This window comes from Streptacidiphilus fuscans (assembly GCF_015690355.1).
Lineage (GTDB): Bacteria > Actinomycetota > Actinomycetes > Streptomycetales > Streptomycetaceae > Streptacidiphilus > Streptacidiphilus fuscans.
Genome location: NZ_JADPRT010000013.1, coordinates 53,960 through 79,126, shown reverse-complemented (window position 1 = coordinate 79,126; position 25,167 = coordinate 53,960). Strand labels below are relative to the sequence as shown.

Here is a 25,167-nt window from a genome sequence, read left to right as displayed (position 1 = left end):
TCGGGACTCCCCGTCTACGCCTCCGCAGCTGGCGGATTGAGTCCCTTGAGGACGGCTTCCATGCCAAGCAGGCCAGCGTCGAGTGCGGCCTGCTCCATCCAGAGCGTCACCTGCCTCCACCGCTCGGTGGGGTCGGCCAGGTCGAGTGCCGGGTCCACCAGTAGGTGAGCCCCCTGCGACCCGCCGGCGTTCGGGATGGGCGTCAGCGCGCTGGTGTCGAGAACTTCGGAGACCTGGCGCCCTGTGCGGATGTGGACGTTCCTCGGCTGCGGGACGGCCAAAGGGTCGATGGCCGCGAGTTCGGCCAACGGCTCGACAATGCTCGGGTGAACCAGCGCCTCCACCATCGCGTCGACGACCCCGGCTAGCCGGTGAACGCTGATCCGCTCGCGGGCTGGCTCGATGTGGCGAAGACCGCGCTGCAGCACGTCGGTCATGTCGCTGGTCCTGGCGATGACGTCCAGCTCGACCTTGAGTCGTTGGTCGTGCTGTCCGTACGCGCCCGGAATCTGAAGGCGTGCGACGGCCTGAACTGGGGGCTCGGTGTCCGTTGGCCAGCGCTCAGGAACTGCAGACCACCGAAGCTGCACGTCGCGCGAGCGGTTGAAGCCCCAGCGTTCGAAGGGACTGAGGCCACCGTTCCAGGCCGGGCCCATGCTGAGGCCGCGGAGCACGCTGTTGAGCCGAGACGTGTTGAGGCTGGCGGTGAACGCGTCGACGGTGGGCTCCGAGAGAGGCCGCCACAGCGCCTCAGCGGAGACCGGGAAGTTCAGGCCGGTCCGGATGACGAAGTCGACCGTGGGGTCGGGGCCGCCCTGGGGGCTCTGAGGAAGATCGGGGGCGTGGAGATTCCAGGCTGGCTCCTGTGCCGAGGCGGTCTCCGCGAACAGCTCCTTGAGCGTGTGCCAGTTCGCGGCGTGGGTGGTGCTGTGGTCGCGGACGTAGGCGACGCCGTCGACCAGGAGGGGACGCGGATGAAGGCCAGGGACGATACGTAGGACCAGCACGTACAGGTCCGAACCCTGGCCCAAGGGCACCGGGATGATCTCAGGGACCCAAGGGGGCTCGATCTTGGCGTGGCAGTGGTCGGCCACCGAGTCGATCGTCTTCTCCTTGACGCCCTTCACGAGCCTGGTGTCGTCGGTGACGCCGATCAGAAGGAGACCGCCGTAGGTGTTGGCGAGCGCCGCGACTCCTCGGGCGACGGTGTCGGCCATCTTCTCCTTGTACTCGACGGTCGGCGCTTCGGGGCCGACCTGGCGCACCAGGGCACGGACTCGCTCGATGGTGAACTCAGATGGGGCCGCATGCAGCAGAGACAGTGTTGAAACCACGTTCCGCATCATCCTCCAGAGCCAAGTTGGGCGCTGGGGTTCCGACTGCCCATCCTCATAAAAACCGTGGCTGCTGGCGGTCCTGCCTGCAAAGACTCTCGCAGTTAGAGACAATTTGGCTTGCTCGATCCGACGTGGCAGGGAGGCTGTGATGCGCTCCGCACTACCTAGTGCATGCACACCGCAGTGCGCTGGCCGTAGGCTTAGCGGGTAGTCGCCAGTTTGTGAAGCTGGCGAGTTGACAGGCGCCCGCGGCTGGAGACGGCGGCGGTGCTGGTGAACAACATGAGGGAAGGCCCTGCGCTCGGCCTCGACAACCAATCGCGCAGGACCTTCCGGTGCTCACCGCCTAAGGGCCGGCTGCTCTACGGAGTGGCCGGCCCTGATGCTGTACACCGTCACCGCGATGCTGACGACGGTCAGCACGGTGCCGATGGTCCAGCGGACCAGCCTCCCCTTCGGGGAGTCGGACGCGGTCGCGAGGCTGGCCCATCGGGCCAGCACCCACTTCCAGAAGCGGTGCCCACAGCGACGCATAGCGTCTCCTCGTGAGGACCGACTGGGGGTCGGTCATCCCCTACCGGCCGTTCACCGACCGGAGCCCTGTGGCGGACCCGAAGATGCGCCGTGGGAGACACTTCGTCTGCTGGTGAAAGCCTACGGCCTTCCGGGCACGTGGAGATGCAGGCTTTTGGTCCTCCCGGCAACTCTGCAAGGGAGTTGGGAAGGGCGCGGAAGGGGTGCGGTCGACTCAACTCTCCAACAGGAGAGAGAGTTGAGCGGCGTGTCGACGAGTAGATTTGTTGACATTTAGTCAGAGGAGTGTGACGGGCGCCACACTCAATATGAGCCTTCGGCAGCCGCCGGGGGGCTGCCCGCGACCGAGTCGTCCTTGGTGAGGCGCTCGGCGAGGCCAGCAGCGAGGGTGTAGGCCGGGGAGCGGTCGAGCAGGTGCCGACGCCGGTCGTACCGGCGGGTGGTGCGTGGGTCCTTGTGGTCCGCGCCGTCCTGGACGTCGGCCAGCGAGATCTGCTTCTCGAGGGCGCCGGAGACGGCCTGGTGCTTCGTCATGTGCGGGTGGATCCGGTCGGCCTGGGGCAGGCCGGCGGTGCGTGCGACGGAGCGGATCATCCTCCAAACCGCGGGCTCGTCCAGCGGCTTCCCGGTCGACGTGGTGAAGACGAAGCCCTCGGTGCGGTCGCCGATGAGGGTCTGGATCGCGTCCCAGACCAGCGGCGGGATCGGCTTCCTCTTCCGCGTGCCGCCCTTGAGCCGCACATTCAGGGTGTGGTGTCCCCGGTCGTAGCCGAGGTCCTCGATCCGGGCGGCGAGCGCGGAGCCGACCCGCAGCATCAGCGCATACATCACCAGCAGCAGCGTGAAGTTGCGGTGCGCGGTGCGCCGGGGGCGGTGTAGGTCGCGGGCGGCGACCAGCAGCTGCTCGAACTCGGCGTCAGTCAGGCCCTCGGTGGGCGAGAAGTCCGGGTCGATGACCGGGCGCAGCACCGCGTCGAACGGGTTACCCGCCGCGAGCGGCACCTGCGCCCGGTGTGCGTAGGAGTAGAACGAGGAGCAGCCGGACAGCACCGCGGCCTGCGCGGTGTCCGAGCGTGGCGGCCCGGCCGCGACGCGCTCACCGCCGCGCCACACCAGCGTGGGTGTGGTGGTCAGGTGCTTCGCGAAGGCGTCGGCCAGCGGCAGCCGCGCCTGCAGCGGGTGCACCGCGCACTCGCGGACGTACTGCTCCCATACCCGGAAGTGCCGGGCGTAGTTGGTCTGGGTGTGCATCGAGCGGTGGTGCGCGATCCACCCGGCCGCAGCGAGCGGCAGCGGGTCGCTCTCGCCGTAGAGGCTGAGTAGGAATCGGTACAGGTCCCGCGCGGCCGAGGGCCAGTCCTCGCGCGGGTCGCGCCGGAGCTGGTCCGGCAGCGCAGCCGGCCTGTGCAGCTCCAGCTCGTCTCCAGTCACGGCGCGACGCCGTCAGAAGGCGTGACCGGCCAGGCCGCGGTCTCGACGACCATCCTGTTCCCGGCTGGGTCGCCCCAGATGAGCGGGTGCACCGGGTGCGCGACCGCGAGGTCCAAGCCCCGCGCGAGCGCGGCCTCGCGCGCCTGGACCCGGGTGCCGGCCACGGCCTCGCGCAGGTGATCCGGCATCACCGACGGCTCGGCGACGAGCCGCGCGGTGCGCTGGTCGGAGAGCGCGAAGGAGCCGACTGGCTGCTGTCCGGGCTGCAGGGCGGGCGGCTCGGCGTCCGCCCTGCCGAGCAGCAGCGTGACCACGACAGCGCCGCCGGGGCCGGGGCTGGGCAGGTCGACGACGGCGCCCTTGCTCGTCTCCTGGGCGTAGGGCTGGAGCTCGGAGTCGGGCAGCACCACGGTGTAGGCCTCGACCCAGCCGGGTGCGACCTCCTCGGTCGGCTCGGAGAACTTGTCGAAGGCGCGGTCCGCGCCGGGTTCCAGGAACCGGTCGGCGAGCTCCTGGTTCAGGAAGGCGGTCCGCCACTTGCCGGATTCGTGCAGGCTCGTCTTGGCCTGCTCGCCGAGCGGGCGCGTCAGCAGGTAGATGTCCGACGACCGGTTGCCGGCGAAGACCTTCCAGACGGTCGAGCGCCGGCCGTCGACGGCGATGGCCCGAAACCGGATCGCCTTGTCCTTCGAACCCACTCGGTGCTCCCCGCTGGCGGCTGCTTCCGCCCGGTTCGGACGGCGCGTCAGCCTGGCACAGGATAACCGTAATTATCCTGTAGTACTGGCATCTCTGGGCTCCACGGAGCCCTAGGAGACTGGCTGAGGACTCGCCGCTCCTCGCGCGCGGAGTGACCATGATGCTGTGGATCGTGCAGCCGACGTGTCGTTGAAGTTCCAACGAGCCCATGAACACATTGCTCAGCTCTCGGAAGGCATCACCGGCTTTGTGGCCACCGAGCCCTTCGCCGTTGAGGAGTCCGAAGAGCAGGGCGATCTGGTGTACCGGGTCAGAGTCCGCGAGGCCCCGCCACGAGAATTGAGCCTTGCGCTGGGCGACGCCGTGCACGACGCGCGCTCGGCCCTCGACTACCTGGCTTGGCAGCTGGTGCGCGCCGGAGGCAGTACACCCTGCACGAGCACCTACTTCCCGATCACGCGTGACGAGCAGACCTTCATGGCGAAGTACCGCAGCGACCTTCGCGGGGCGACCAAGGAAGCTCTCGATGCCGTGCGCCAGCTACGGCCATTCGGCGGCGGCGACGATCGCTTCTGGAGACTCCACAAGCTCGACATCGCCGACAAACACCACCTGCTGCTTGCCGTAGGTGCCGCACATCAAAGCGTCAGCACCTCGATCGCGCCGCCCGGTTGGCCGGGCGACCCGTTCACGCTGCCGCTAGTCCCGGCTGACCGACAGTACCCACTCACCGACGGATCGGAGGTCTTCCGGGTCATGGCGGCGGCCAGGGAACCCGGTGCCCCGTCAGGGCAGCCTTCCTTCACCTTCGAGATCGCCTTCAGCGACGACACCCAGGTTGTGAAGGGAGAGCCGATCCTCCCGACCATCAGCGACCTGATCACCGGCATCGAGGAGACCGTGGTGCCACTCAAGGAGTTCCTGCAGTAGTTGGTCGCTGGACGGAGACCTAGTGGGCTTGCCGCCCGAGAGTAAGTCCGTTGCTGGCCAAGCGGTCAACAGGTGACGTCGTGCAGTGTCTCGGCGATCAGCTCCGGAACCACCCGGACCGCGTCAGAGAGCAGCCGCTCGATCGGGACCGCGTAGCGACTGTGGTCGACGTCGGTGTGCCCGGCCCACTCAGCCGGCTGGTAGCGCGCGATGGTCGAGAGGGTGTGCAGGATGGCCCACCAGGCCATGAGCGGGTGAATCCCGAGATCCGAGCCACCCACCGTGGGGAAGAGGTAGGAACTGCCCCTGTAGCGGCGCGCGATGCTCAGCACTTGCCGCAGACGGCCCTCGGCGGAATCGACGTCCTCGGGGACAGGGAACTCCATCCAAAGCACGGCTCCACCGTCGTCACGAACAAAGAAGGCTGGCGGCCCCTGAGTCAGGTCAGCCCTCGTCCGAGTCTCGAACGTATAGCCGCGGACGTGCGGGAAGGCCGTCATGTAGTCCTTGAGCGCCTGCAGCCCGTCAGCGGCGGCGACCACATGCGGGGGAATGTCGGCGACATGCCCGCTGATCACCGTCGTTTTGGTCCTACCTCCTCGCACTTGGCTCCGAGGCCGATCAAATGATGGGCCTTTCAGGACCAGCGGCATGCGCCGGGCCTCGGGCACCGCTCCCAGCGGAGACGGACAGTTGTCCGGCAAGCAGTCCCACAGCTCGGGCAGCGTCACCCGCTCCTTTCCCCAGACCGGGGAACCCAGCAGCTCAGAGAGCCGGACGAAGCTGCCAGAAGTGCCGGGCGAGTCCGTGACAGCAGCAACTTCCGGCAGGAGCCCCGCCTCATCCCTGGTGTGGATCCCGTGGCCCTTGAGCTGCCAGAGGTGGCCACCCTTCTTGTCCACGCCGTCCAGAGCGTTGGCCGCAGCGGCTATAGCGCGGCCAGCCTGGCTCAAGCCGTAGAAGGCGAGCACTGGCTGAGTCTCGGGCCCCACGGCGGCAGCAGCCTTGAAGAACTGTTCGGCCTGCTCAAGCGCGGAGCTGAACACCTGCCAGCGCGGCGGCGTATCCCCGGCCCGACCAGGTCGCACCGACCGACTCGTCCGCAGTTCCTCCCACGCCGTCCGCTCGATATGCATGCACCGACGCTAGCGACCACAGCAACGGACCGACCATCAGATTTTCGGAGGGACCTCCTCGATGGCATGGTCTTCCTCGTGTCCGCCAGGTTGTGCTGGTCAGCCCTTGGGGTCCAGGGACCAGCCGCCCCGCCCGTAGTCCGGCCGAGTCGCTGCCTGCCGACTCATGTCCTTCGACCTGTGAGACGGCAGAAGTGGTGAAGAGAGGGTCGCGTCCGCGCCAAGGCCGAGGCCCAGGCAGGAGAAGCCGAAGATGAACACGAACGAGGAGAGTGTGGTGCGCGTCCGCACGGTCGGCTCCACCTCGGAGAGCGCACGCTGACCCACCTCGGAACGCCGCCTGCCTACTGGGGTGACGGTTATGCAGCTCAGTCCCCGGAGGACGGCTCCAGGCGGCGTATGCGGCCGCAGGACGCGCGCGGGACAGTCGGGCCGTGCGTGAGGGGGACTGACTTGGTCACTCCGGTCCAGGTGGCCGAGTGGCGATTACGCACGGTTACCTTTTTATATGATGCACGTCACATCAAATTGTGCTGCCGAATCGGATGGGGATCGTCCGATTCCTGCTGGTCAGAGCCTCGAATGTCCGATTGGCCTCTTCTGAGCGATCGTCAAAAACCGCTCACCGAACAGGCTGGTCCCCAAATGGTCCCCGGGGAGGGGCGTAGCGCACTTGACCGGACCCTTCGGCTGGACGGCGAGGTGGCTGTCGTTGGGCAGCAAAAAGCCCTCCGATCTGGTCTTTCGTCCAGATCGGAGGGCTCCGACATCTCTGTCGGGACGACAGGATTTGAACCTGCGACCCCTTGACCCCCAGTCAAGTGCGCTACCAAGCTGCGCCACGTCCCGTGACTGCGCTGCCTTGCGGCTTTGCGGTCTGTCCCCGGTCTCCCGGGCACAGGAAGAACAATACAGGATCCGGGGCCGTGCTTGTGCACGGGTTTCCCGGGGGATGCGTGCAGGTCACGGGGTCATGGCGTCACGGCGTCGGCGTGCGGGAGTCGTAGCGGAGGAAGGACGGGTAGCGGGCCAGCAGGAGGACGAGGGAGGCCAGGCAGGCGATGCCGCCGGAGGTGGCGGAGATGGTGGGGGAGGTGAGCTGGGCGACCAGGCCGGACTCGAAGTCGCCCAGGCGGGGGCCGCCGGCGACCACGACGATGAAGACGCCCTGGAGGCGGCCGCGCATGTCGTCCGGGGCGGCCTCCTGCATCATCGTGTTGCGGAAGATCATCGAGACCGTGTCCGCCGCCCCCGCGCCCGCCAGCAGCAGAAGCCCCAGCCAGAGCTGGTGGACCAGACCGAACCCGGCGATGGTGAGACCCCAGGCGGCGACCGCCCAGGACGTGGCCAGGCCGTGGCGGTGGACGCGGCTGACCCAGCCCGAGAAGAGCGCGCCGATCAGCGCGCCGACCGCCGGGGCCGCGGTGAGCAGGCCGACGGTGCCCGCGCCGCCGCCGTAGAGGGTCAGCGCGAGGGCGGGGTAGAGGGCGCGCGGCATGCCGAACACCATGGCGGCGATGTCGGCCAGGAAGGTCATCCGCAGGTTCGGCCGCTCGCGCAGGAAGCGCAGGCCGTCCAGGACGGAGGCGCGCTTGCCGGAGGCCGCGCCACCCCGCTCGACCCGGTCCGGGAGCATGGACGGCAGGCGCCACATCGCGTACAGCGACGCCGAGAATGCCGCGACGTCGAACAGGTAGGCGGCCTGGTAGCCCCAGAGCCCGATGCCGAGGCCGCCCAGCATCGGCCCGACCGTCAGGCCCAGGTTCATGCTGACCGAGCCGAGCGCGTTGGCCGCTGGGAGCTGCTCGGCCGGGACCAGGCGCGGGATCATGGACGAGCGGGCCGGCGCGTTGAGCGCGAAGCAGACGGCCTGGAGCGCGACCGCCGCGTAGAGCAGTCCAACCGTGTGCAGGTCGAGCAGCGCCTGGACGGCGAGGAACACCGACACCACGGCCGCGCCGCTCGCACCGAGCAGGCCCAGCTTGCGGCGGTCCATCCGGTCGGCGATCGCGCCGCCGTACAGGCCGAACGCGACCAGCGGGAGCAGCGAGCAGAGCCCGATCAGGCCGGTGGCCAGGGGCGACCGGGTCAGTGCGTAGACCTGGACGGAGACGGCCAAGGCCGTCATCTGTTGGCCGACGCTGGACACGGACTGCCCGAGCCAGAGCCGCCGGTAGTGCGGGTGCTCGCGCAGCGGCGTGATGTCGGCGAGGGCGCTGCCCGCGAGCCGCCGCAGGCGGCCGGGCGCGGGCGGTTGCCCCGGCGCGACGGACCGCTCGGCGCCGGGGGCGGCACCAGGAGTGGTGCCGGGAGTGCTGCCGGGAGTGGGGGTGCGTTCGGGCGGAGGGGAATCGGACTGCTGTGCGGTGGCCACGGGGCATCTTCGCCCACGTCCGAACGGCCGCCGCAGCCGGTCCCCGGGCCGTGATCTGCTCGCGACCGACAAGCGCCGACAAGCGCCGACAAAACCGATGAAGGCGACGAAGGCGACGTCTCGGGTCAGCCGATGCGGCGGAAGAGGCCCTCCTGCATCACCGAGACGACCAACTGCCCGCTCCGGTCGAAGATCTGCCCGTGGGCGAGGCCGCGACCGCCGACCGCGATCGGGGACTCCTGCTGGTAGAGCAGCCACTCGTCGGCGCGGAACGGGCGGTGGAACCACATCGCGTGGTCCAGCGAGGCCATGTCGAAGTTGCGCTTGCCCCACAGCGGCTCGACCGGGACGCGGACCGAGTCCAGCAGGGTCATGTCGCTGGCGTAGGTGACCGCGCAGGTGTGGATCAGCGGGTCGTCCGGGAGGGTGCCGTTGGTGCGGAGCCAGACGGCGCTGCGCGGTTCGAGCTCCTTGACCTCGTCCTCGGTCCAGCGCAGCCGCTCGACGTACCGCAGGTCGAACGGCTGGCGGCGGCTGATGAACGGCGGCAGCTCGCCCAGGACCGAGCCGACCTCCTCCAGTGCGGACGGGACCGACTCGGGCGCCGGGACGTCCGGCATGGCGACCTGGTGCTCGAAGGGGGACTCCTCCGGCAGGTGGAAGTCGGCGGTCAGCGCGAAGATCGTCTTGCCCTGCTGGACGCCCAGCACCCGCCGGGTGGTGAAGGACCGGCCGTCGCGGATGCGGTCCACCTGGTAGACGATCGGGACGCCCGGCGTGCCCGGGCGCAGGAAGTAGGCGTGCAACGAGTGCACCGGGCGCTCACGGTCCACGGTGCGCCCGGCGGCGATCAGCGCCTGACCGGCCACCTGGCCGCCGAAGACCCGTTGCAGGGATTCCTCGGGGCTGCGTCCGCGAAAGATGTTGACCTCGATCTGCTCGAGGTCGAGAAGGTCCACCAGTCTGTCGACGGGACTGCCCACGAGGTTCCTCGCATTTCTTCAGCACTGCGGCGCCGGTCGTCCCGGCGGATCCATTGTCACAGTTCAGTCGAGTGGGTGACTTGTCCGGACGCGTACAGGAGGTGTGCGGGGTGCGCCCGTCAGAACTTCGGGACCGTGCGTGCCTCGCGCGCCGCTGCGGTGACGTCCGCGAGCGACGCGCCGGTCGACGCGGCGACGACGGCCGCGACGCCGCCCTCGACGAACGGCGCGTCGACCAGCACCACGTCGTCGCGGCCCAGCTCGGCCAGGACCAGGCGCGCGGTCAGTACGGCGCTGCCCAGGTCCGGCAGCAGCAGCACGCCGGCCCCGCCGTCGGCCGCGGCCACCGCCGCCTCGATCCGGTCGTAACTGGTGCCCAGCGTGCCGTCGGGGCTGCCGTCGTCCGTCCCGCCCGCGGGGACCACGCGGACCAGGCCGCCGCCGAGCGGGTCGAGCAGCTCCCGCAGGCCGTCCGCGAGCCGCGCGCTGTGGGACACCAGCACCAGGCCCACCAGCCCCGCCGCCCCCGCCGGTTCGACCCGCCCGACCGGCTCGACCCGCCCGACCGGTCCGACCGACTCGACCGGATCTACGTTCGACATATCAGCACGATCGGTGGGCGCGTTGCTGCTCTCAGTCATGCCGCGATGCTAGTTTCGGGCTCGCCGAAGTCGAAGCATTGTCGAAGCACCGCAGTGGGCGACCGAGGAGGATCCGGTGAAGAAGTTCCTCAACACCCCCGAGTCCGTTCTGGCGGACACACTCGCCGGTCTGGCTGCGGCGCATCCGTCGCTGCGCGTCGTGACCGCTGGTGAGGGCGGGGGCGGGGACGGGCCCTTCGTCACGCGGGCCAGCCGGACCAAGCCGGGAAAGGTGGCCCTGATCTCCGGCGGCGGATCCGGGCACGAGCCGCTGCACAGCGGGTTCGTGGGCCAGGGGATGCTGGACGCGGCCTGCCCGGGGGAGGTGTTCACGTCGCCGGTGCCGGGTCAGATGCTGGCCGCCGCGCAGGCGGTGGACAGCGGCGCGGGCGTGGTGTTCGTCGTGAAGAACTACACCGGCGACGTCCTCAACTTCCGGATGGCGGCCGAACTGGCCACCGAGGACGCCGGGATCCGGGTCGAGACCGTGCTGGTCGACGACGACGTGGCGGTGCGCGACTCCACCTGGACCGCCGGGCGGCGCGGCACGGGGGCGACGGTCCTGGTCGAGAAGATCGCGGGCGCGCTGGCCGAACGCGGGGCGGGGATCGGCTCGGTGGCGGACGTCGCACGGCGCGTCAACGCCAACTCCCGTTCCTTCGCGGTCGCGCTGACCGCGTGCACGACCCCTGCCAACGGCAAGCCGGGCTTCCAACTCCCGGACGACGAGATGGAGATCGGCGTCGGCATCCACGGCGAACCGGGTCGGAGCCGTCAGAAGCTGGCCTCGGCACGGGAGGTGGCGACGCTGGCGCTCGACGCGATCCTGGCCGAACCGGTCTTCGACCGGACCGGCGACGAGTCCGGCGGCTCGGAGCCGTGCGAGGTGATCGCGATGGTGAGCGGGCTCGGCGGGACGCCGCTCTCCGAGCTCTACATCCTCTTCGGTGAGGTGGCAGAGCAGTTGGACGCTCGGGGGGTCACGATCGCGCGCAACCTGGTCGGCGACTACGTGACCAGCCTGGACATGGCGGGCGCGATGGTGACGCTGTGCCGCGCGGACGACGAGCTGCTCGACCTGTGGGACGCGCCCGTGAACACCCCCGCGTTGCGCTGGGGCGTATGACGTTTACGTTCGATGCTGAGGTTTGACGCATCGTCAGCATCGTCGGTCAGGATCTGGAGAGGGACGCCGGTTTGAACATGGACGATCGCCCTGCCGACGGCAGCCCGGCGCAGCAGCCCGACATGCTGGACCTGGCCCGGTGCCGGGCCTGGATCGAGGCGGTGGCCACCGCCGTCGCCGAGCGCAAGGACGAGCTGACCGAACTCGACGCCGCCATCGGCGACGCGGACCACGGCGCCAACCTGCACCGTGGGTTCACGGCCGTACAGGCCGCGCTGGGCGGCGACTTCGCGCCGGAGACGGTCGGGCAGGCGCTGGTGAAGGTCGGCATGACGCTGATCTCCAGCGTGGGTGGAGCGTCCGGCCCGCTCTACGGCTCCGCGTTCCGGGCGATGGGCAAGCAGTTGGCCACGCCGGAGGCCGACGCCGACCAGTTCGCGCTGGCGCTGCGGTCCGGGCTCGACGCCGTCCGGGCCTTGGGCGCGGCTGCGGCTGGGGACAAGACGATGGTCGACGCCCTCGGTCCGGCCGTCACGGCGTTCGACGACGCGGTGGGCAAGGGCCTCGGCTTCGCGGACGCGGCCCGCGCGGCCGCGCAGGCGGCGGAGGACGGCGCGAAGGCGACGGTGCCGCTCCAGGCCCGCAAGGGGCGCGCGTCCTATCTGGGCGAGCGCAGCATCGGCCACCAGGACCCGGGCGCGACCTCCACGGCGCTGATCTTCACCGCGCTGGCGGACGTCTTCCGGTGATCGAAATTCCGGTGATCGAATGAACGAAAGGGCCCATCGGGTGATCGTTTCACCCGACGGGCCCTTCGTCGTGTCGTGCGCTCAGTCCTGGTCCAGCCTGGCCGCTTCGTCCGGCTGCTCCCGCTGCGGGACCGCGCAGCCGTCCGGGCCGCACACGGGGACGTCGCCACCCGTCGGCGTCGGCAGACCGGGGAGCTGGAGCAGCGGTACCAACGGCACCAGCGGGGAGTCGGCAGGGGTGGCCGCGTCGTCGTTCATACCGATGTCAACGGCCTGCCGGCGGCGTTGATTCCGCAGCTTTGATGCCTCAGTGTCCCAGCGTGGAGCCGGGGCGGACGATCATGATGATGGTGACGGCGACCCAGAGCAGGTTGAAGATCCCGGTGAACATCGCCAACTGCTTGGTGTCCTTGACGGTGACCGCGCGGTCACCGGCGCCCTTGCCGGTCAGCAGCTCGGTCTGGCGCGGCAGCACCAGGGCCGCGAGGACGACGGCCGCGATCGCGGTGAGGACGATCGAAACGACCACCCAGGTCTGGCCGGTGACCTTCATCACGCCCGCCGCCGCGAAGCCGAACATCGGCACGGCGAGGGCGACCAGGGCGTAGACCTTGCATATCCGGTTGAGCACGCCCAGCGTCGCGGTCTGCTCGACTTCGTCGGGGGCGGCAAGCACCTTGCGGGCGACCGGCGGGAACATGCTGGCGGCGATCGCGACCGGACCGATCGCGATGATCGCGGCGATGATGTGGAGGATCAGGAAGAGCTTCGTCACGGCGTCGAGTCTAGGCAGACCCCGGAAGCGCCCCCTCCGTCGGGTCCGGACTCGGCGCAGTCGGCGCAGCGAAGGACATCAGGCGCTGCGGATCGGGGACGGGGACGAATCCCGCCCGGGCGTAGACGCCGTGCGCGTCATCGGTGGCCAGCATCAGCCGCCTGAGCCGGTACGGCGCCAGCTCGGCGACGACCGACTCGGCGAGCCAGGTGCCGATGCCGCGTCCGCGCACCTCGCGGGCGACGTAGACGTCGGCGAGCCAGGCGAAGACCGCGTAGTCGGTGACCACTCGAGCGAAGGCCACCTGCTCGTCGTCGCGGTAGACACCGAAAACGAGCGAGTGATCGAGCGATCGCATCATCGTTTCGTGGCTTCGACCGATCGCCCAGTACGCGTCGGTGGACAGCCAGTGGTGCACCCGGTCACGGTCGATCCGGGTCGGGTCGGTGTCGAGGACGAGTCCGTCGGGCCGAGTGAGCAGCATGCAGGGCAGCGTAAGGGGGGACAGGGCCGCCGCGTCCGGAATATCGTGCGGGCATGGATCTTGAGAAGACGGACCGGCCTTCGGTCGAACAACGGTTGGAGACGATCGAGCAGAAGCTCGACGTGCTCCTCGCCCATCTCGGCATCGACGCCGAGGGGAACCGCGTCGGGTTCGGCGGCGACCCGCGCCTGGTCGACGTCGAGGACGCCGTGCGCGCGGGCAAGTTGATCCAGGCGATCAAGGTCTACCGGGAGCAGACCGGGGCCGGACTGCGCGAGGCGAAGGCGGCCGTCGACGGCATCGCCGCCGAGCTGCGGCGGCGCGAGGGCCGCTGACGGGCCCCGCGCCGCCGCACCTCGGTCGTCACAACCCCGCTGCGCGGACGGCCTGGTGGAACTCCTCCGCCAGGTCGCTCAGGTGGTGGGCGTCCTTGGCGCTGCCCTGGAGGTCCAGCAGGAGTTCGTGGACGCCGGCCGCCGACGTCGCCGCCACGTCGGCCAGGATCTGGGCGCGGCTGCCGGTGAACTGCTGGCGGCCGTCCTCGGGCAGGGCGTCGGGCGTGATCCGGAGGTTGGCCCGCCCGATGAGCTCCATGCCGGAGGTGTCGCGCCCGTGCGCCTCGGCCTCCTCGCGGATCCCGGCCCAGATGCCCGGCAGCTTGTCGAACGGCACCCCGACCGGCAGCCAGCCGTCACCGCGGCGGGCGACGCGCGCAAGCGCGGGGCGGCTCGCGCCCGCGAGCAGCACCGGGATCGGGCGGGCGGGCTTCGGCCCCACCACGGCCGGGGTGATCGTGGTCCACCGGCCCTCGTAGCCCACCGGATCCGGACCCCAGACCGCCGCCATGACGTCGAGCAACTCGTCGAGCTGCGGCCCGCGTTCGGCGAAGGGCACGACCGAGGCCGCCGCGTACTCGTCGTGGGACCAGCCCGTGCCGAGACCGGCCAGCACCCGGCCGTCGCTGGCGGCGTCCAGCGTCGCGAGCTGCTTGGCCAGCTGGAACGGTACGTGGAGCGACGCGACCAGCACGCTGCTGCCGATCCGCACCCGCTCGGTGACGGCGGCGGCCGTCGCCATCGTCATCAGCGGCTCGGCGGTCGAACGGTAGGTGTCGGGCCAGGGCAGGCCGGGGACGCCGAAGAGGCCCTGGACGGGCTCCTCGGGCACAAGCAGTCGTTCGAACACCCAGACGCTGTCGTAACCGATCCGCTCGGCGGCGCGCGCCACCTCCGCGACGTCCTTGCCCGGTGTGTACTGCTTGAACTGAGGCAGGCTCAGCCCGAGGCGCAACGTCATGATGGTTCCCCTCCGTCGGTGAACTCCAGGTTCCCACGAGTGTTCCGAGGCGTGTTCCCACGGGCGTTGACCCCGGCGTCGCCACGCGCGGCGCACAGCATTTCTTCAGCGTCCCCACAGCCGGCGGGGCCTCCGCTCGACCGGGACTCCAGGTCGCCGCGAGCAGCGCGACCGCGCGGCGGACGGTTCGCAAACGGTGGATGAACAGTCCCCGAGACACCTCCCGCGTGTCTCGCGCGATGGGTCAGGATCACGCCGTCTCGTCAGACGCGCACGACTCCCAGCACCCTGAAAGGGACATTTATGCCTCGTCGTCGGATCACGACGGCCTCTGCCATCGCGGTGGTCGGGCTCGCCACGACCGCCGCGCTGCTCGGCCAGGCGTTCGCCGCGGACGCCCAGCCCGCCAACTCGGACCACCGTCACCACGGCCCGGTGAGCTACTCGGTCGGCACGCCCGTCGTCGACACCGTCCAGGGCGGCCCGTGGACGCTCGCCCAGGGCGACCCGACGGCCGGTCAGTCCTACAGCTCCTCGCTGCCGGTCTACGCGGCGGGCGGCACCGGGACGGTCACCGTCGGCGGCGTCACCTACCCGAACCTGGCCGTCGACCCCGCCGCGGGCAACGGCACGGTCCCGGCGCAGAGCGGTGTCACCGGCACGCCCGGCCCGCTCCCCGGCTACTGCAGCAGCGGCGGTGCGACGCCGGAGACCGGCACGGTGGTGCGTCAGCCCAAGGGCACCACGCTGCCGATGCAGCCGTACTACTTCCCCTTCGTGACCAGCAGCGACGGCGGTCGCACGCTGACCGGCCTGTTCGACTACCGGCCCAAGGACACCGACGAGGCCGTGGTCTCCGCCGTCTCCCACGACCACGGGAAGACCTGGACCTACACCGGCGAGGCGCTGGAGCAGAACCAGGGCCTGTGCGCCGACGGCAACACCGACGACGACGGCCAGGGCCACGCCTTCACCCTGAACGTCGGCGGCCACGAGTACCTCTACACGCTCAGCCGCCCGAGCGGGGACAACCTCGGCGTCAACCTGATCGTGCACCAGCTCCACCCGAAGGGTGGCGACCCGCTGGCCGGGCTGCCCTCCGCCGAGCCGGTCGGCATGGGCGGCGCCACCAGCGCGAGCGCCGCCGTCTCCGTCCCGGCCGGGCCGGGCGGCGACGGTGTCACCGTCAACGTCGGCAGCACCGCGAACTTCGAGCAGCCGGGCCACTTCAACGTGGACGGCCACATCGTCGACTGCAACGACAACAACGCCACCGCGACCGCCTTCACCGGGTGCACCACCCGCGACGGCGCCGGCGTGCAGATCAACGCGGGCGACGCGGTCACCGCCAGCCCGGTGATCCCGGCCGACGCGCAGCAGACCGACGGCCTGATCGCGCCCGACGGCATCATCAGCACCGTTCCGCACCTGCCGGGCGCGCCGCGCGGCAGCGTCGGCGTCCTCTACACCGAGAAGATCGTCAACTACTACACGCCGACCACCACCACGGCCGCGGTCACCCTGCCCGCCGCCACCGTGCCGGTCGGCAACACCACGCAGCTGCCGCTGACGAACGGCTCGATCACCGTCAGCCTCGGCACCGCGGCCGGGATCGTCCAGGTCACCTGCACCGGTGAGGACGCCACCGACCTGACCGGCTGCACCGGCGGCACCGGCTCCGTCGCCAAGGGCAGCGACGTCGGCGCGCCCGGCGCGGCGATCGCCCCCTACGCGACGCTGTCCAAGACCGGCGAGGGCAAGAACAAGCCCAAGACGCTCTTCGGCAACAACGAGGACTACACCGTCACCCGCGCCGCCTACACCACGGACGGCCTGCACTTCACCGACCTGGGCCAGGTCAGCGGCCTGAACGACCCGACCTCCAACAGCGACAGCGTGCTGCGCTGGGTCGGCTCGCGCGGCACCGTCATCACCAACCGGGACGGCAGCTACGGCCTCTTCCTCTCCGGCGCGTACGCGGCGGACGGCGACAGCGACGCCTTCAACCAGATCTTCTACGCGTCCTCGCGTGACGGCATCCACTGGTCCGCGCCGCAGAAGCTGATCGGCACCGACTACACCTTCTCCGCGCTCCAGCAGCTGGACGCCAAGGGCGGCCAGCTGGGCGTCTCCGGCTACTACTCCGGCCGCGTCTACGACCCGACCGTGGTGCAGAACCGCGACGGCTCGCTGACCATGCTCTTCGCCGGGTACTCGACGCCGAAGCCGCTGCCGAGCGTCGGCGACACCTACGGCACCGACCCGGCCGCGCTCTACACGGTCGGCGCCGCGCAGCCGGCCGAGTACCGCACGATCCTCAGCGTCACCCTGCGCCCCAACGGCAACGGCTGACGGCTGACCCCGGGGGACGGCCGACCTGCCTGCCGGCCGTCCCCCGCACCTCTCCTGAGCCTCATCTGAACGCCATCACTGCACGTCATCGCCCGGACTACTCCCTCCAGGCGGTGCGCTACGCGCCCGAGTCCTCGTCCTTCTGCCGCACCGCGGTCGGGACGCGGCTCGGGCGCGGGCGTTCCTCCGCCTCCAGCAGCGGCAGGTAGCGCGGCGGGACCACCTGGGACAGTGCGATCACGCTGGTGGACCGGGAGACGCAGGGGATCCGGCTGATCTCCAGCAGGGTCTGCTGAAGCCCGTCGTGGGAGGTCGCGGCGACCCGGCACTGGACGTCGCTGGAGCCGGTGGTGCCGTGGGCCTCCAGGACGCCGGGGACCTTGGACAGCTCGGTCGTCAGCTCCCCCAGGCTGCCCTGGGAGATCTCCAGGTTGACGAAGGCCAGCACCGGGAACCCGGCGGCGGCCAGGTCGACGTCCGGGCCGTGGCCGGTGATCACCCCGTCCGTCTCCAGCCGCTGGATCCGGGCCTGGACCGTCGCCCGCGACACGCCCGTCAACCGGGACAGCTCCAGGAACCCGGCACGCGGATGGTCCTTGAGCGCGCGGATCAGCAGCACGTCCAGCTGGTCGGGTTTTCTACGCTGAACTTCCATCTGGCGGCCTTCCTCTCCGGATCAAGCTTGGCAGATTGCCTACCTCGACCGCCGGATCTTGTCAGCGAGCGAAGCTAGGCCCTGTACTGCTGATCGTCAATACTGGTCCTGTCAGGGCGCCGGACGGGGTCTGTCCGGGGGCCGAAGGCACAGCAGCCCGGGAGGCGACGAAGGTGGCCTACTACCGCAGCGTGGGGGCGATCCCCCCGAAGCGGCACACGCAGCACCGAGCAGCCGACGGTTCGCTCCACTACGAGGAGCTGATGGGGGAGGAGGGCTTCTCCTCCGACTCCTCGCTGCTCTACCACCGTGCGATCCCCTCGGCCATGGTCGACAGCCGGGTCTGGCGGACCGACGAGGGCAAGCCGGAGCCGAACCACCCGCTCAAGCCGTTCCACTTCAAGCTGCACGAGCTCTTCCCGGGCGCGTCGTGGCGTCAGGCCGACCCGGTCCGCGACCGGCGCGTGGTGCTGGCCAACGCGGACGTCCGGATCGCCTACGTCGCCGCCGGGCTGCCGTCCCCCCTGTACCGCAACGGGATAGGGGACGAGTGCGTCTACGTCGAGTCCGGCGCGGGCGTGATGGAGAGCGTCTTCGGCAGCATCGAGGTGCGCCAGGGCGACTACGTCGTCATCCCGCGCGCCACCACGCACCGTTGGCTGCCGACCGGTGACGCGCCGCTGCGCCTGTACGCGATCGAGGCCAACAGCCACATCACCCCGGCCAAGCGCTACCTCTCCAAGTACGGCCAGCTGCTGGAGCACGCGCCGTTCTGCGAGCGCGACCTGCGCGGCCCGGTCGGCCCGCTGGTGGTCGAGGACGGCTCCGGCGGGGACGGCGAGGACGGTTCGGACGGGGATGTCGAGGTCTACGTCAAGCACCGCGTGGGCGGCGGCGTCGGCGGCACCGTGATGGTGATGCCGAGTCACCCCTTCGACGTGGTCGGCTGGGACGGCTGCCTCTACCCGTACGCGTTCAACATCGCCGACTACGAGCCGATCACCGGCCGGATCCACCAGCCGCCGCCGGCCCACCAGGTGTTCGAGGGCAACAACTTCGTCATCTGCAACTTCGTGCCGCGCAAGGTGGACTACCACCCGCTGTCGATCCCGGTGCCGTATTACCACGCCAACGTGGACAGCGACGAGGTCATGTTCTACTGCGGCGGCGACTACGAGGCCCGCAAGGGATCCGGCATCGGCCAGGGCAGCGTCTCGCTGCACCCGGGCGGCCATACCCACGGCCCGCAGCCGGGCGCGTACGAGCGCAGCATCGGCGCGGAGTTCTTCGACGAGCTCGCCGTCATGGTCGACACCTTCCGTCCGTTGGAGCTCGCCGAGGGCGCCCGCGCCACCGACGACGGCCGTTACGCATGGAGTTGGAGCGGACGCGGCCCGGCGGACGACCGGCAGCGTGACTCGGACGAGGGGACGACGGAGTGAGGCCCGCACACGCGATCCCGCCGCTCTTCACCGGCCTCTGTGACGACGCCGCGCTCTTCCCTCCCGGCGACGCCCCGGTCAAGGAGGCGGTCCCGGCGCACCACGCCCACCGCAAGGCCTGGTACGCGCCGCTGGTCGGGCCGTTCCTGCTCGGCGCGGACAGGATCGCCGAGGTCGGCGCGGCGGCGGGGGAGGAGCCCCTGGACGTCGTGCTGGTCGTCCGCGCCGGACCGGCCGCGTTGCCCGCCGCCATGGCGGAGTTGGCGAAGTGGCCCGCGCTGCGCCTGCTCGGCGTGGAGCTCGGCCCCGACGCGGAGGGCTCCCCGGCCGAGTCCGCCGCACGCGGCTGCGCCGCGCTGGACCGGGAGTTGCCCGGTCAGCACGTCACGGGCGCGGTGGAGCTGCGGCGCGGTCCGGGTCTCGAACTCACCCTGGACGTCGTCGCCGCGTCGCCGTACCGGGCCAAGTACCGCACCGGCGGCCTGGATTCGGCCGCCTTCCCGAGCGTCGAGGAGCTGGCGGCGTTTGTCACCGGCTGCGCGGCGCGCGAGGTCGCGTTCAAGTGCACGGCCGGGCTGCACCATGCCGTCCGGCACACCGACCCGGCGACGGGCTTCACCCACCACGGCTTCCTCAACATCCTGCTGGCCGCGCACTTCGCGGTGCAGGGCGCGGACGTCGAGGCGGTGTCGCAGGTGCTGGGCGACCACGGCGCGGACGGACTCGCGTCCGTGGCTGCGGATCTGACGCTCACTCAGTCCATGGCCGCACGTGGTGCGTTCACCGCCTACGGCACGTGCAGCGTGCTGGAACCGCTGGAGGACCTCTCCGCCCTCGGGCTGCTGCCCACCGTCTGACGCCCGTCCACCCACCGTCGGGCACCCTGGGTGCCCGACACTCGCCACCGTCCGACGACCGCTGTCGACCACCTCGTGGAGCACCGCGTGACCACCGCCTCCTGGCTGGACCTGCCCGCCGACTCGCTGTTCGGGATCCACAACCTCCCCTACGGCGTCTTCACCACCCCGGACGACCCACGCCCGCGGATCGGCGTCGCCGTCGGCGAGCAGGTCCTGAACGTGGCGGCGGTGGCCAACACTGTCGGCGTCGACCCTGAGCTCACCGACCTGCTCGACGCCACCACACTCAACCCGCTGCTGGGCGCCGGGCGTCCGGTCTGGACGCAGGTGCGCGCGCTGCTGACCGAGTGGCTGACCGACCCGGCCTTCCGGTCCGCCGTCGAGCCTGAGTTGACTCCACGTCAGGACGTGTCGCTGCACCTGCCGTTCCAGGTCGGCGACTACGTCGACTTCTACGCCTCCGAGCACCACGCCGCCAACCTGGGCCGCCTGTTCCGCCCCGGCAGCGAGCCGCTGACGCCCAACTGGAAGCACCTGCCGATCGGTTACCACGGCCGCTCCGGCACGGTCGTGGTCTCCGGCACGCCCGTCGTCCGCCCGCAGGGGCAGCGCAAGGCCCCCGCGGACGCGGTCCCGAACTTCGGCCCGAGCCGCCGTCTCGACATCGAGGCCGAGGTCGGCTTCGTCGTCGGCGCGCCGACCGAGCTGGGCGACTCGGTGCCGCTCGACGGCTTCGCCGACCACGTCTTCGGTGTCTGCCTGGTCAACGACTGGTCCGCGCGCGACATCCAGGCATGGGAGTACGTGCCGCTCGGCCCGTTCCTCGGCAAGTCCTTCGCCACCTCCGTCTCGCCCTGGGTGGTCCCGCTGGAGGCCCTGCGGCAGGCCCGCGTCGCCCCGCCCGCGCGTGACGTCGAACCCCTGCCGTACCTGGACGACCGCGACGCCAAGGAGCCCTGGGGCCTCGACCTCTCCCTGGAGGTCCGCCTCAACGGCACCGTGGTCTCCCGCCCGCCGTTCGCGGCGATGTACTGGACGGCGGCGCAGCAGCTCACCCACATGACGGTCAACGGCGCGTCGGTCCGCCCCGGCGACCTTTTCGCCTCCGGCACGGTCAGCGGTCCGGACCGTGGCACCGAGGGCGCGCTGATCGAGCTCACCTGGAACGGCGAACGCCCCGTCGCCCTCCCGGACGGCACCACCCGCTCCTTCCTGGAGGACGGCGACGAGGTCACCATCACCGCGACCGCCCCGGGCCCGGACGGCTCCGTCATCGGCTTCGGCGAGGTCTCCGGCCGCGTCCTGCCCGCCCGGGGCTGAACCCCTCCGGGGCGTGGGATGCGGCGGTTCCCGACGCTCCTCGGGGGACGTCTGTCCCGTCACCGCATCCTTCACGGCTGTCCCACCCGTGGGGCGGACGCCGGGCGGTCCAAGCTCAGCGGGCTCGCTTTCCTGCCCTTTCCCTGACATAGCTCTTGCCTGACGGAGCGGCAGTCGATGGGGTAGGGGCGTGCGGTGGGCCGTCCGCGCGGGCAGGGAGCGCGCGGGCCACCCTTGCGGCGCGTCCGGGTGGCGCAAGGGGCTCTGCTCCACCACGCTCGGGAGAGGACCGGCTCGGGACGGGGTCGGCTCGGGAGGAGAAGAGGGCGTCCATGGCATTCCCGCCCGTCGAGGAGATCCGCCGTACCGCCGCCGAGGGGTGGATCTGGGGCTACGCCCTGCTGGAGAACTACCACGTGCTCTACCGCCAGGCCGTCGAGGGCGGGGTGGGCTTCGGTGTGTTCCACCACGAGACCGCGCCCAGCGGCCCCGACGGGCCGCCGTCCGCCTGGGCGTGGCTGGACCTGCGGGCGGAGCCGTGGGTGCTGACCGTCCCGGCCACCGAGCGCGGCTACGTCGTGGCCGTGCACGACCTCGACACCAGCTACGTCGGCTTCGTCGGCTCGGGCAGCACCGGCGGTGAGGGCGGGCACCACCTGATCACCGGCCCAGGCTGGCAGGGCCGTGTCCCGGACGGCGTGACCGGCGTCCTGCGCGCGGACACCACGCTCGTCGGCCTGACCGGCCGCACCCAGCCCGTCGGGGGCGAGGACGGCGCGGAGGCGGTCTACACCGCCTTCCGGCGCGGCTTCCGGATCCGGCCGCTCAGCGACTACCTGGGCCGCGGCACGCCCGAGCCCGCGCCGGAACCGGCCTGGCCGATCTGGCGGGAGGAGGCGATGGACACCGTCGAGTTCTTCGCCGTCCTCGACTTCCTGCTCGGCTTCTGCCCGGTGCTGCCGCTGGAGGCGGTGCTGCGGGAGCGGCTGGCGGCCCTCGGCGTCGGCACCGAGGGTGAGTTCGAGCCGGGCGACCTCACGGCCGGCGCGGAGCAGGCCTTCGAACACGGGATCGCCGACGCGCACCAGCGTCTGGCCGCCGCCAAGTCCGCGCGCGGCCCGGACTCGCTCCTCTTCGGCACCCGCGCCGAGCTCGCCGAGAACCCGCTGGCCCGCGCGGTCGGCGCGTCCGTCGGTCTGCACACCCTGCCGAGCTACGCCTGGTTCTGAGCGGCGGCTGGTTCTGAGCGGCGGCTGGTTCTGAGCGGTGCCTGGTTCTGACCACCGGCCGGTTCTGACCGCCCCCCGGCCGGGCGCTACCGCGCGACGCGCCGCAGCGCGCCCTCGGCGCGGAGGTCGGCCAGGGCGGGGTAGCCGTCGACGGCCATGATCAGGTCCGCCTCGGCCAGCAGCGTCCGCAGCACGTGCACGATGCCGTCCGTGCCGCCGAGGGCCAGCCCGTAGGCGTAGGGGCGGCCGATGCCGACCGCCGTCGCGCCCAGCGCCAGCGCCTTGATGACGTCCGCGCCCGACCGGACGCCGGAGTCGAAGAGCACCGGCAGGCCGTCCGCCGCCTCGACCACGCCCGGCAGCGCGTCCAGCGCGGGCAGACCGCCGTTGGCCTGGCGTCCGCCGTGGTTGGAGCAGTAGAGCGCGTCCACCCCCGCGTCCTTGGCCCGGCGGGCGTCGTCCGGGTGGCAGATGCCCTTCAGGATCAGCGGCAGCCGGGTCAGTGAGCGCAGCCAGGCGAGATCGTCCCAGGTCAGCGGGTTGCCGAAGATCTGCGTCCAGGCCAGCACCGCCGATGCGGGGTCCTCCTCCGGAGTCTTCTCCAGCCGGGAGCGGAAGACCGGGTCGCTGAAGTAGTTGGCCAGGCAGTGCCCGCGCAGCTGCGGGAAGTTGCCGGTCGACAGGTCGCGCGGACGCCAGCCGGTGACCCAGGTGTCCAGCGTGACCACGATCCCGGCGAAGCCCGCCGCCTCGGCCCGCCGCACCAGGCTGGCGGCCAGCTCGCGGTCCGTCGGCGTGTAGAGCTGGAACAGGCCGGGCGTCCCGCCGAACTCCTTGGCGACCTCCTCCATCGGGTCCACCGACAGCGTCGAGGCGACCATCGGCACACCCAGGCGCGCGGCGGCCCGTGCCGTCGCCAGATCGCCGTGACCGTCCTGCGCGCAGAGCCCGATCACCCCGACCGGGGCCATGAACAGCGGGGTCGGCAGCGTCAGCCCGCACAGCTCCACGCTGAGGTCGCGCTGCGTGGCCCCGATCAGCATCCGGGGCACCAGGCCCCAGCCGTCGAACGCAGTGACGTTCGCGTCCTGCGTCCGCTCGTCGCCCGCGCCGCCCGCGACGTAGGACCAGACGCCCGGCGGCAGCGCGGCCTCGGCGCGGCGGGCCAGCTCGGCGTGGGCCAGCGGCAGCTCGGGCAGGCGGCCGAAGAGTCCGTTGAAGTAGATCTCGTTCTGGTAGTCGCCGAACTGCGCACTCATCGAGCCGATCGCCTCCCTGGCAGCGGATGTCGCCCGCCAGCCTCCCGCCTCGGGTGATCACTGGCAAGCACGCCGGACTGGCGGCCGGAGGGGAGAATGGTGACGTGGTCACCGGCGTGGTGGACATCGGCACCGAGGCCCGCGCGGACGAGCCCGTGGACGAGGCCGTCCGGGGCGTGCCTGCGCCCGCGCTGCGCGGGCTGGTCGGCTGGTACTCCGGCTACCGCCAGAGCGGCCTCCCGGTCGCCCGTCACCGCGGCCTGCCGTCGCCCTGGCTGACGCTGATCCTCACCCTGGACGACCCGCTCAGCGTCGCCGCCCACCCGGATCCGGCCGCCGCGCCCGGGGACTACCTGACGTTGCTCGGCGGCCTGCACACCGCACCCGCGCTGATCGCCGTGCCGGGACGCCAGTCGGGCGTGCAGATCGCCCTCAGCCCGCTGGGCGCGCGGTCCCTGCTGGGGCTGCCGGGCGGCGCGCTGGCCGGGATCGACGTCCACGCGGACGACGTCCTCGGTGCGGACGCCCGCGAGGTCCACGAGCGGCTGCGCGCGGCCGCGGGATGGCCGGAGCGGTTCGCGGTCGTGGACGCGTGGCTGGTGGGCCGGCTGCTGCGCGGGGATGCCGACTCCGGCCGGATCGCGTCCGTACCGCCGCCGGAGGCGGTGCGCGCCTGGCGGCTGCTGGTCGCCACGGGCGGGCGCGTCCGCGTCGACTCGCTTGCGGCGGAGGTGGGTTGGAGCGCACGCCACCTGCAGAGCCGGTTCGTCGCGGAGTTCGGCCTCAGCCCGAAGGCCGCGGCCCGCGTCGTCCGCTTCGACCTGGCCCGACGCGCCCTGGCCGCCCGCCCGGACCGCCCCGACCTCGCCGGTCTGGCCGCGGACTGCGGCTACGCGGACCAGTCCCACCTGGACCGCGAGTTCGCGGCGCTGGCGGGCTGCTCGCCGAGCGCCTGGCTCGCGGAGGAGTTCCGAAACATCCAATCCGGCCACCACCCGGCGAGTTGATGCTGGGAGCAGCAGCACCGGACAAGCAGGAAACGGACATGCAGGACACACAGGGAGGCGCAACCGTCATGACCACCGATCCCGCACCGCAGGTCTGGCCGACCCTGCGCGCGAAGGACGCCCGCGCGCTGATCCGGTTCCTGGTCGACGCGTTCGGCTTCGAGGAGACCGTCGTCTACGGCGAGGGCGACGACGTCCAACACGCCCAACTGTCCTGGCCGGAGGGCGGCGGCATCATGCTCGGCTCGGTCCGCCCGGACCAGAAGGGCGACGCGTGGCCGCTCCGGCCCGGCAGCTTCGGCGCGTACGTCGTCACCGCCGACCCGGACGCGGTCCACGCCCGCGCCAAGGCGGCGGGCGCGGAGATCACCTCCGACCTCCACGTCACCGACTACGGCTCCCGCGACTTCGCTGCCCGCGACCCGGAGGGCAACCGCTGGTCCTTCGGCACGTACGCGGGCGAGCCGCGGTAGGCGTTGCCGACGGTGAGTTGTTGAGGCGTTGGGAAGTTGCACTATCTGGGGGCGCGGGGAACTGCGCGACAAGCC

The 25,167-nt window shown here is 71.2% G+C and carries 25 protein-coding genes and 1 tRNA gene; 11 read left to right on the top strand and 15 right to left on the bottom strand.

Annotated elements, in window-relative coordinates:
- Window positions 1-14 precede the first annotated feature (14 nt).
- The 4 genes from I2501_RS27280 to I2501_RS27265 all read right to left on the bottom strand — a co-directional run bounded on the left by I2501_RS27280 (window position 15) and on the right by I2501_RS27265 (window position 4,000).
- Window positions 15-1,346 (bottom strand): AlbA family DNA-binding domain-containing protein, encoded by a 1,332-nt coding sequence (locus I2501_RS27280; protein WP_196196907.1) that lies wholly within the window; start codon window positions 1,344-1,346, stop codon window positions 15-17.
- A gap of 330 nt (window positions 1,347-1,676) precedes the next feature.
- Complete coding sequence (locus I2501_RS27275; RefSeq protein ID WP_196196906.1) at window positions 1,677-1,871, bottom strand: hypothetical protein; 195 nt, start codon at window positions 1,869-1,871, stop codon at window positions 1,677-1,679.
- 303 nt (window positions 1,872-2,174) lie between these two features.
- On the bottom strand, window positions 2,175-3,302 hold the full coding sequence (locus I2501_RS27270; protein WP_196196905.1) for a tyrosine-type recombinase/integrase: 1,128 nt from the start codon (window positions 3,300-3,302) through the stop codon (window positions 2,175-2,177).
- Entirely contained in the window at window positions 3,299-4,000 is a 702-nt protein-coding gene (locus I2501_RS27265; RefSeq protein WP_196196904.1) for a hypothetical protein, read from the bottom strand. The genes I2501_RS27270 and I2501_RS27265 overlap by 4 nt, the downstream gene beginning before the upstream one ends.
- A gap of 166 nt (window positions 4,001-4,166) precedes the next feature.
- On the opposite strand from I2501_RS27265, the gene I2501_RS27260 reads away from it, so the two are divergent.
- Window positions 4,167-4,931 (top strand): hypothetical protein, encoded by a 765-nt coding sequence (locus tag I2501_RS27260; RefSeq protein WP_196196903.1) that lies wholly within the window; start codon window positions 4,167-4,169, stop codon window positions 4,929-4,931.
- Window positions 4,932-4,996: 65 nt separating this feature from the next.
- On the opposite strand, the gene I2501_RS27255 is transcribed toward I2501_RS27260, so the two are convergent.
- The 5 genes from I2501_RS27255 to I2501_RS27235 form a co-directional block, all read right to left on the bottom strand.
- The gene (locus tag I2501_RS27255; RefSeq protein ID WP_196196902.1) at window positions 4,997-6,067 is read right to left on the bottom strand and encodes a YaaC family protein; all 1,071 of its coding nucleotides are present in this window, start codon (window positions 6,065-6,067) and stop codon (window positions 4,997-4,999) included.
- 775 nt (window positions 6,068-6,842) lie between these two features.
- Window positions 6,843-6,916, bottom strand: a tRNA-Pro gene (locus I2501_RS27250).
- Window positions 6,917-7,046: 130 nt separating this feature from the next.
- Window positions 7,047-8,303, bottom strand: coding sequence for an MFS transporter (locus I2501_RS27245; RefSeq protein ID WP_215910075.1), 1,257 nt, complete (start codon window positions 8,301-8,303; stop codon window positions 7,047-7,049).
- A 263-nt stretch (window positions 8,304-8,566) separates the two neighbouring features.
- Window positions 8,567-9,424: an acyl-CoA thioesterase II gene (gene tesB, locus I2501_RS27240; protein WP_196196901.1), complete on the bottom strand. Its 858-nt coding sequence runs from the start codon at window positions 9,422-9,424 to the stop codon at window positions 8,567-8,569.
- 119 nt (window positions 9,425-9,543) lie between these two features.
- A complete protein-coding gene (locus I2501_RS27235; protein WP_196196900.1) occupies window positions 9,544-10,026 on the bottom strand; it encodes a PTS-dependent dihydroxyacetone kinase phosphotransferase subunit DhaM in 483 nt (160 codons plus the stop codon).
- Between the two features lie 115 nt (window positions 10,027-10,141).
- Between I2501_RS27235 and dhaK the strand changes: the two genes are divergently transcribed.
- Window positions 10,142-11,191 carry a dihydroxyacetone kinase subunit DhaK gene (gene dhaK, locus I2501_RS27230; RefSeq protein WP_196196899.1) on the top strand — a complete coding sequence of 350 codons (1,050 nt, stop codon included), beginning with the start codon at window positions 10,142-10,144 and terminating at the stop codon, window positions 11,189-11,191.
- A gap of 122 nt (window positions 11,192-11,313) precedes the next feature.
- Entirely contained in the window at window positions 11,314-11,940 is a 627-nt protein-coding gene (gene dhaL / locus I2501_RS27225; RefSeq protein ID WP_196197074.1) for a dihydroxyacetone kinase subunit DhaL, read from the top strand.
- A gap of 81 nt (window positions 11,941-12,021) precedes the next feature.
- On the opposite strand, the gene I2501_RS27220 is transcribed toward dhaL, so the two are convergent.
- The 3 genes from I2501_RS27220 to I2501_RS27210 are packed head-to-tail and all read right to left on the bottom strand — an operon-like array spanning window position 12,022 to window position 13,199.
- Window positions 12,022-12,198, bottom strand: coding sequence for a hypothetical protein (locus tag I2501_RS27220; protein WP_196196898.1), 177 nt, complete (start codon window positions 12,196-12,198; stop codon window positions 12,022-12,024).
- Between the two features lie 49 nt (window positions 12,199-12,247).
- Window positions 12,248-12,715, bottom strand: coding sequence for a hypothetical protein (locus I2501_RS27215; protein ID WP_196196897.1), 468 nt, complete (start codon window positions 12,713-12,715; stop codon window positions 12,248-12,250).
- Between the two features lie 10 nt (window positions 12,716-12,725).
- On the bottom strand, window positions 12,726-13,199 hold the full coding sequence (locus I2501_RS27210) for a GNAT family N-acetyltransferase (RefSeq protein ID WP_196196896.1): 474 nt from the start codon (window positions 13,197-13,199) through the stop codon (window positions 12,726-12,728).
- Window positions 13,200-13,252: 53 nt separating this feature from the next.
- Here I2501_RS27210 and I2501_RS27205 point away from each other — a divergent pair, with 53 nt between their 5' ends.
- Window positions 13,253-13,534 carry a ribosomal L7/L12 family protein gene (locus tag I2501_RS27205; protein ID WP_196196895.1) on the top strand — a complete coding sequence of 94 codons (282 nt, stop codon included), beginning with the start codon at window positions 13,253-13,255 and terminating at the stop codon, window positions 13,532-13,534.
- A 28-nt stretch (window positions 13,535-13,562) separates the two neighbouring features.
- Here I2501_RS27205 and I2501_RS27200 read toward each other — a convergent pair whose 3' ends face one another.
- Window positions 13,563-14,495, bottom strand: coding sequence for an LLM class F420-dependent oxidoreductase (locus I2501_RS27200; RefSeq protein ID WP_196196894.1), 933 nt, complete (start codon window positions 14,493-14,495; stop codon window positions 13,563-13,565).
- A 303-nt stretch (window positions 14,496-14,798) separates the two neighbouring features.
- On the opposite strand from I2501_RS27200, the gene I2501_RS27195 reads away from it, so the two are divergent.
- A complete protein-coding gene (locus I2501_RS27195) occupies window positions 14,799-16,847 on the top strand; it encodes a hypothetical protein (RefSeq protein ID WP_196196893.1) in 2,049 nt (682 codons plus the stop codon).
- Window positions 16,848-16,965: 118 nt separating this feature from the next.
- Here I2501_RS27195 and I2501_RS27190 read toward each other — a convergent pair whose 3' ends face one another.
- Window positions 16,966-17,502, bottom strand: coding sequence for an Lrp/AsnC family transcriptional regulator (locus I2501_RS27190; protein ID WP_196196892.1), 537 nt, complete (start codon window positions 17,500-17,502; stop codon window positions 16,966-16,968).
- 173 nt (window positions 17,503-17,675) lie between these two features.
- On the opposite strand from I2501_RS27190, the gene I2501_RS27185 reads away from it, so the two are divergent.
- The 4 genes from I2501_RS27185 to I2501_RS27170 all read left to right on the top strand — a co-directional run bounded on the left by I2501_RS27185 (window position 17,676) and on the right by I2501_RS27170 (window position 22,353).
- Window positions 17,676-18,944 (top strand): homogentisate 1,2-dioxygenase, encoded by a 1,269-nt coding sequence (locus I2501_RS27185; RefSeq protein ID WP_196196891.1) that lies wholly within the window; start codon window positions 17,676-17,678, stop codon window positions 18,942-18,944.
- Window positions 18,941-19,801: a hypothetical protein gene (locus I2501_RS27180; RefSeq protein ID WP_196196890.1), complete on the top strand. Its 861-nt coding sequence runs from the start codon at window positions 18,941-18,943 to the stop codon at window positions 19,799-19,801. The genes I2501_RS27185 and I2501_RS27180 overlap by 4 nt, the downstream gene beginning before the upstream one ends.
- An 87-nt stretch (window positions 19,802-19,888) precedes the next feature.
- Window positions 19,889-21,124 carry a fumarylacetoacetase gene (fahA, locus tag I2501_RS27175; protein ID WP_196196889.1) on the top strand — a complete coding sequence of 412 codons (1,236 nt, stop codon included), beginning with the start codon at window positions 19,889-19,891 and terminating at the stop codon, window positions 21,122-21,124.
- 332 nt (window positions 21,125-21,456) lie between these two features.
- Window positions 21,457-22,353, top strand: a complete 897-nt coding sequence (locus tag I2501_RS27170; protein WP_196196888.1) for a DUF1254 domain-containing protein — start codon at window positions 21,457-21,459, stop codon at window positions 22,351-22,353.
- An 86-nt stretch (window positions 22,354-22,439) separates the two neighbouring features.
- On the opposite strand, the gene I2501_RS27165 is transcribed toward I2501_RS27170, so the two are convergent.
- Window positions 22,440-23,612, bottom strand: a complete 1,173-nt coding sequence (locus tag I2501_RS27165; protein ID WP_196196887.1) for an alpha-hydroxy-acid oxidizing protein — start codon at window positions 23,610-23,612, stop codon at window positions 22,440-22,442.
- Between the two features lie 53 nt (window positions 23,613-23,665).
- Here I2501_RS27165 and I2501_RS27160 point away from each other — a divergent pair, with 53 nt between their 5' ends.
- Window positions 23,666-24,619, top strand: coding sequence for an AraC family transcriptional regulator (locus I2501_RS27160; protein ID WP_328806666.1), 954 nt, complete (start codon window positions 23,666-23,668; stop codon window positions 24,617-24,619).
- A 68-nt stretch (window positions 24,620-24,687) separates the two neighbouring features.
- Window positions 24,688-25,092: a VOC family protein gene (locus tag I2501_RS27155; RefSeq protein WP_196196885.1), complete on the top strand. Its 405-nt coding sequence runs from the start codon at window positions 24,688-24,690 to the stop codon at window positions 25,090-25,092.
- Window positions 25,093-25,167: the final 75 nt, after the last annotated feature.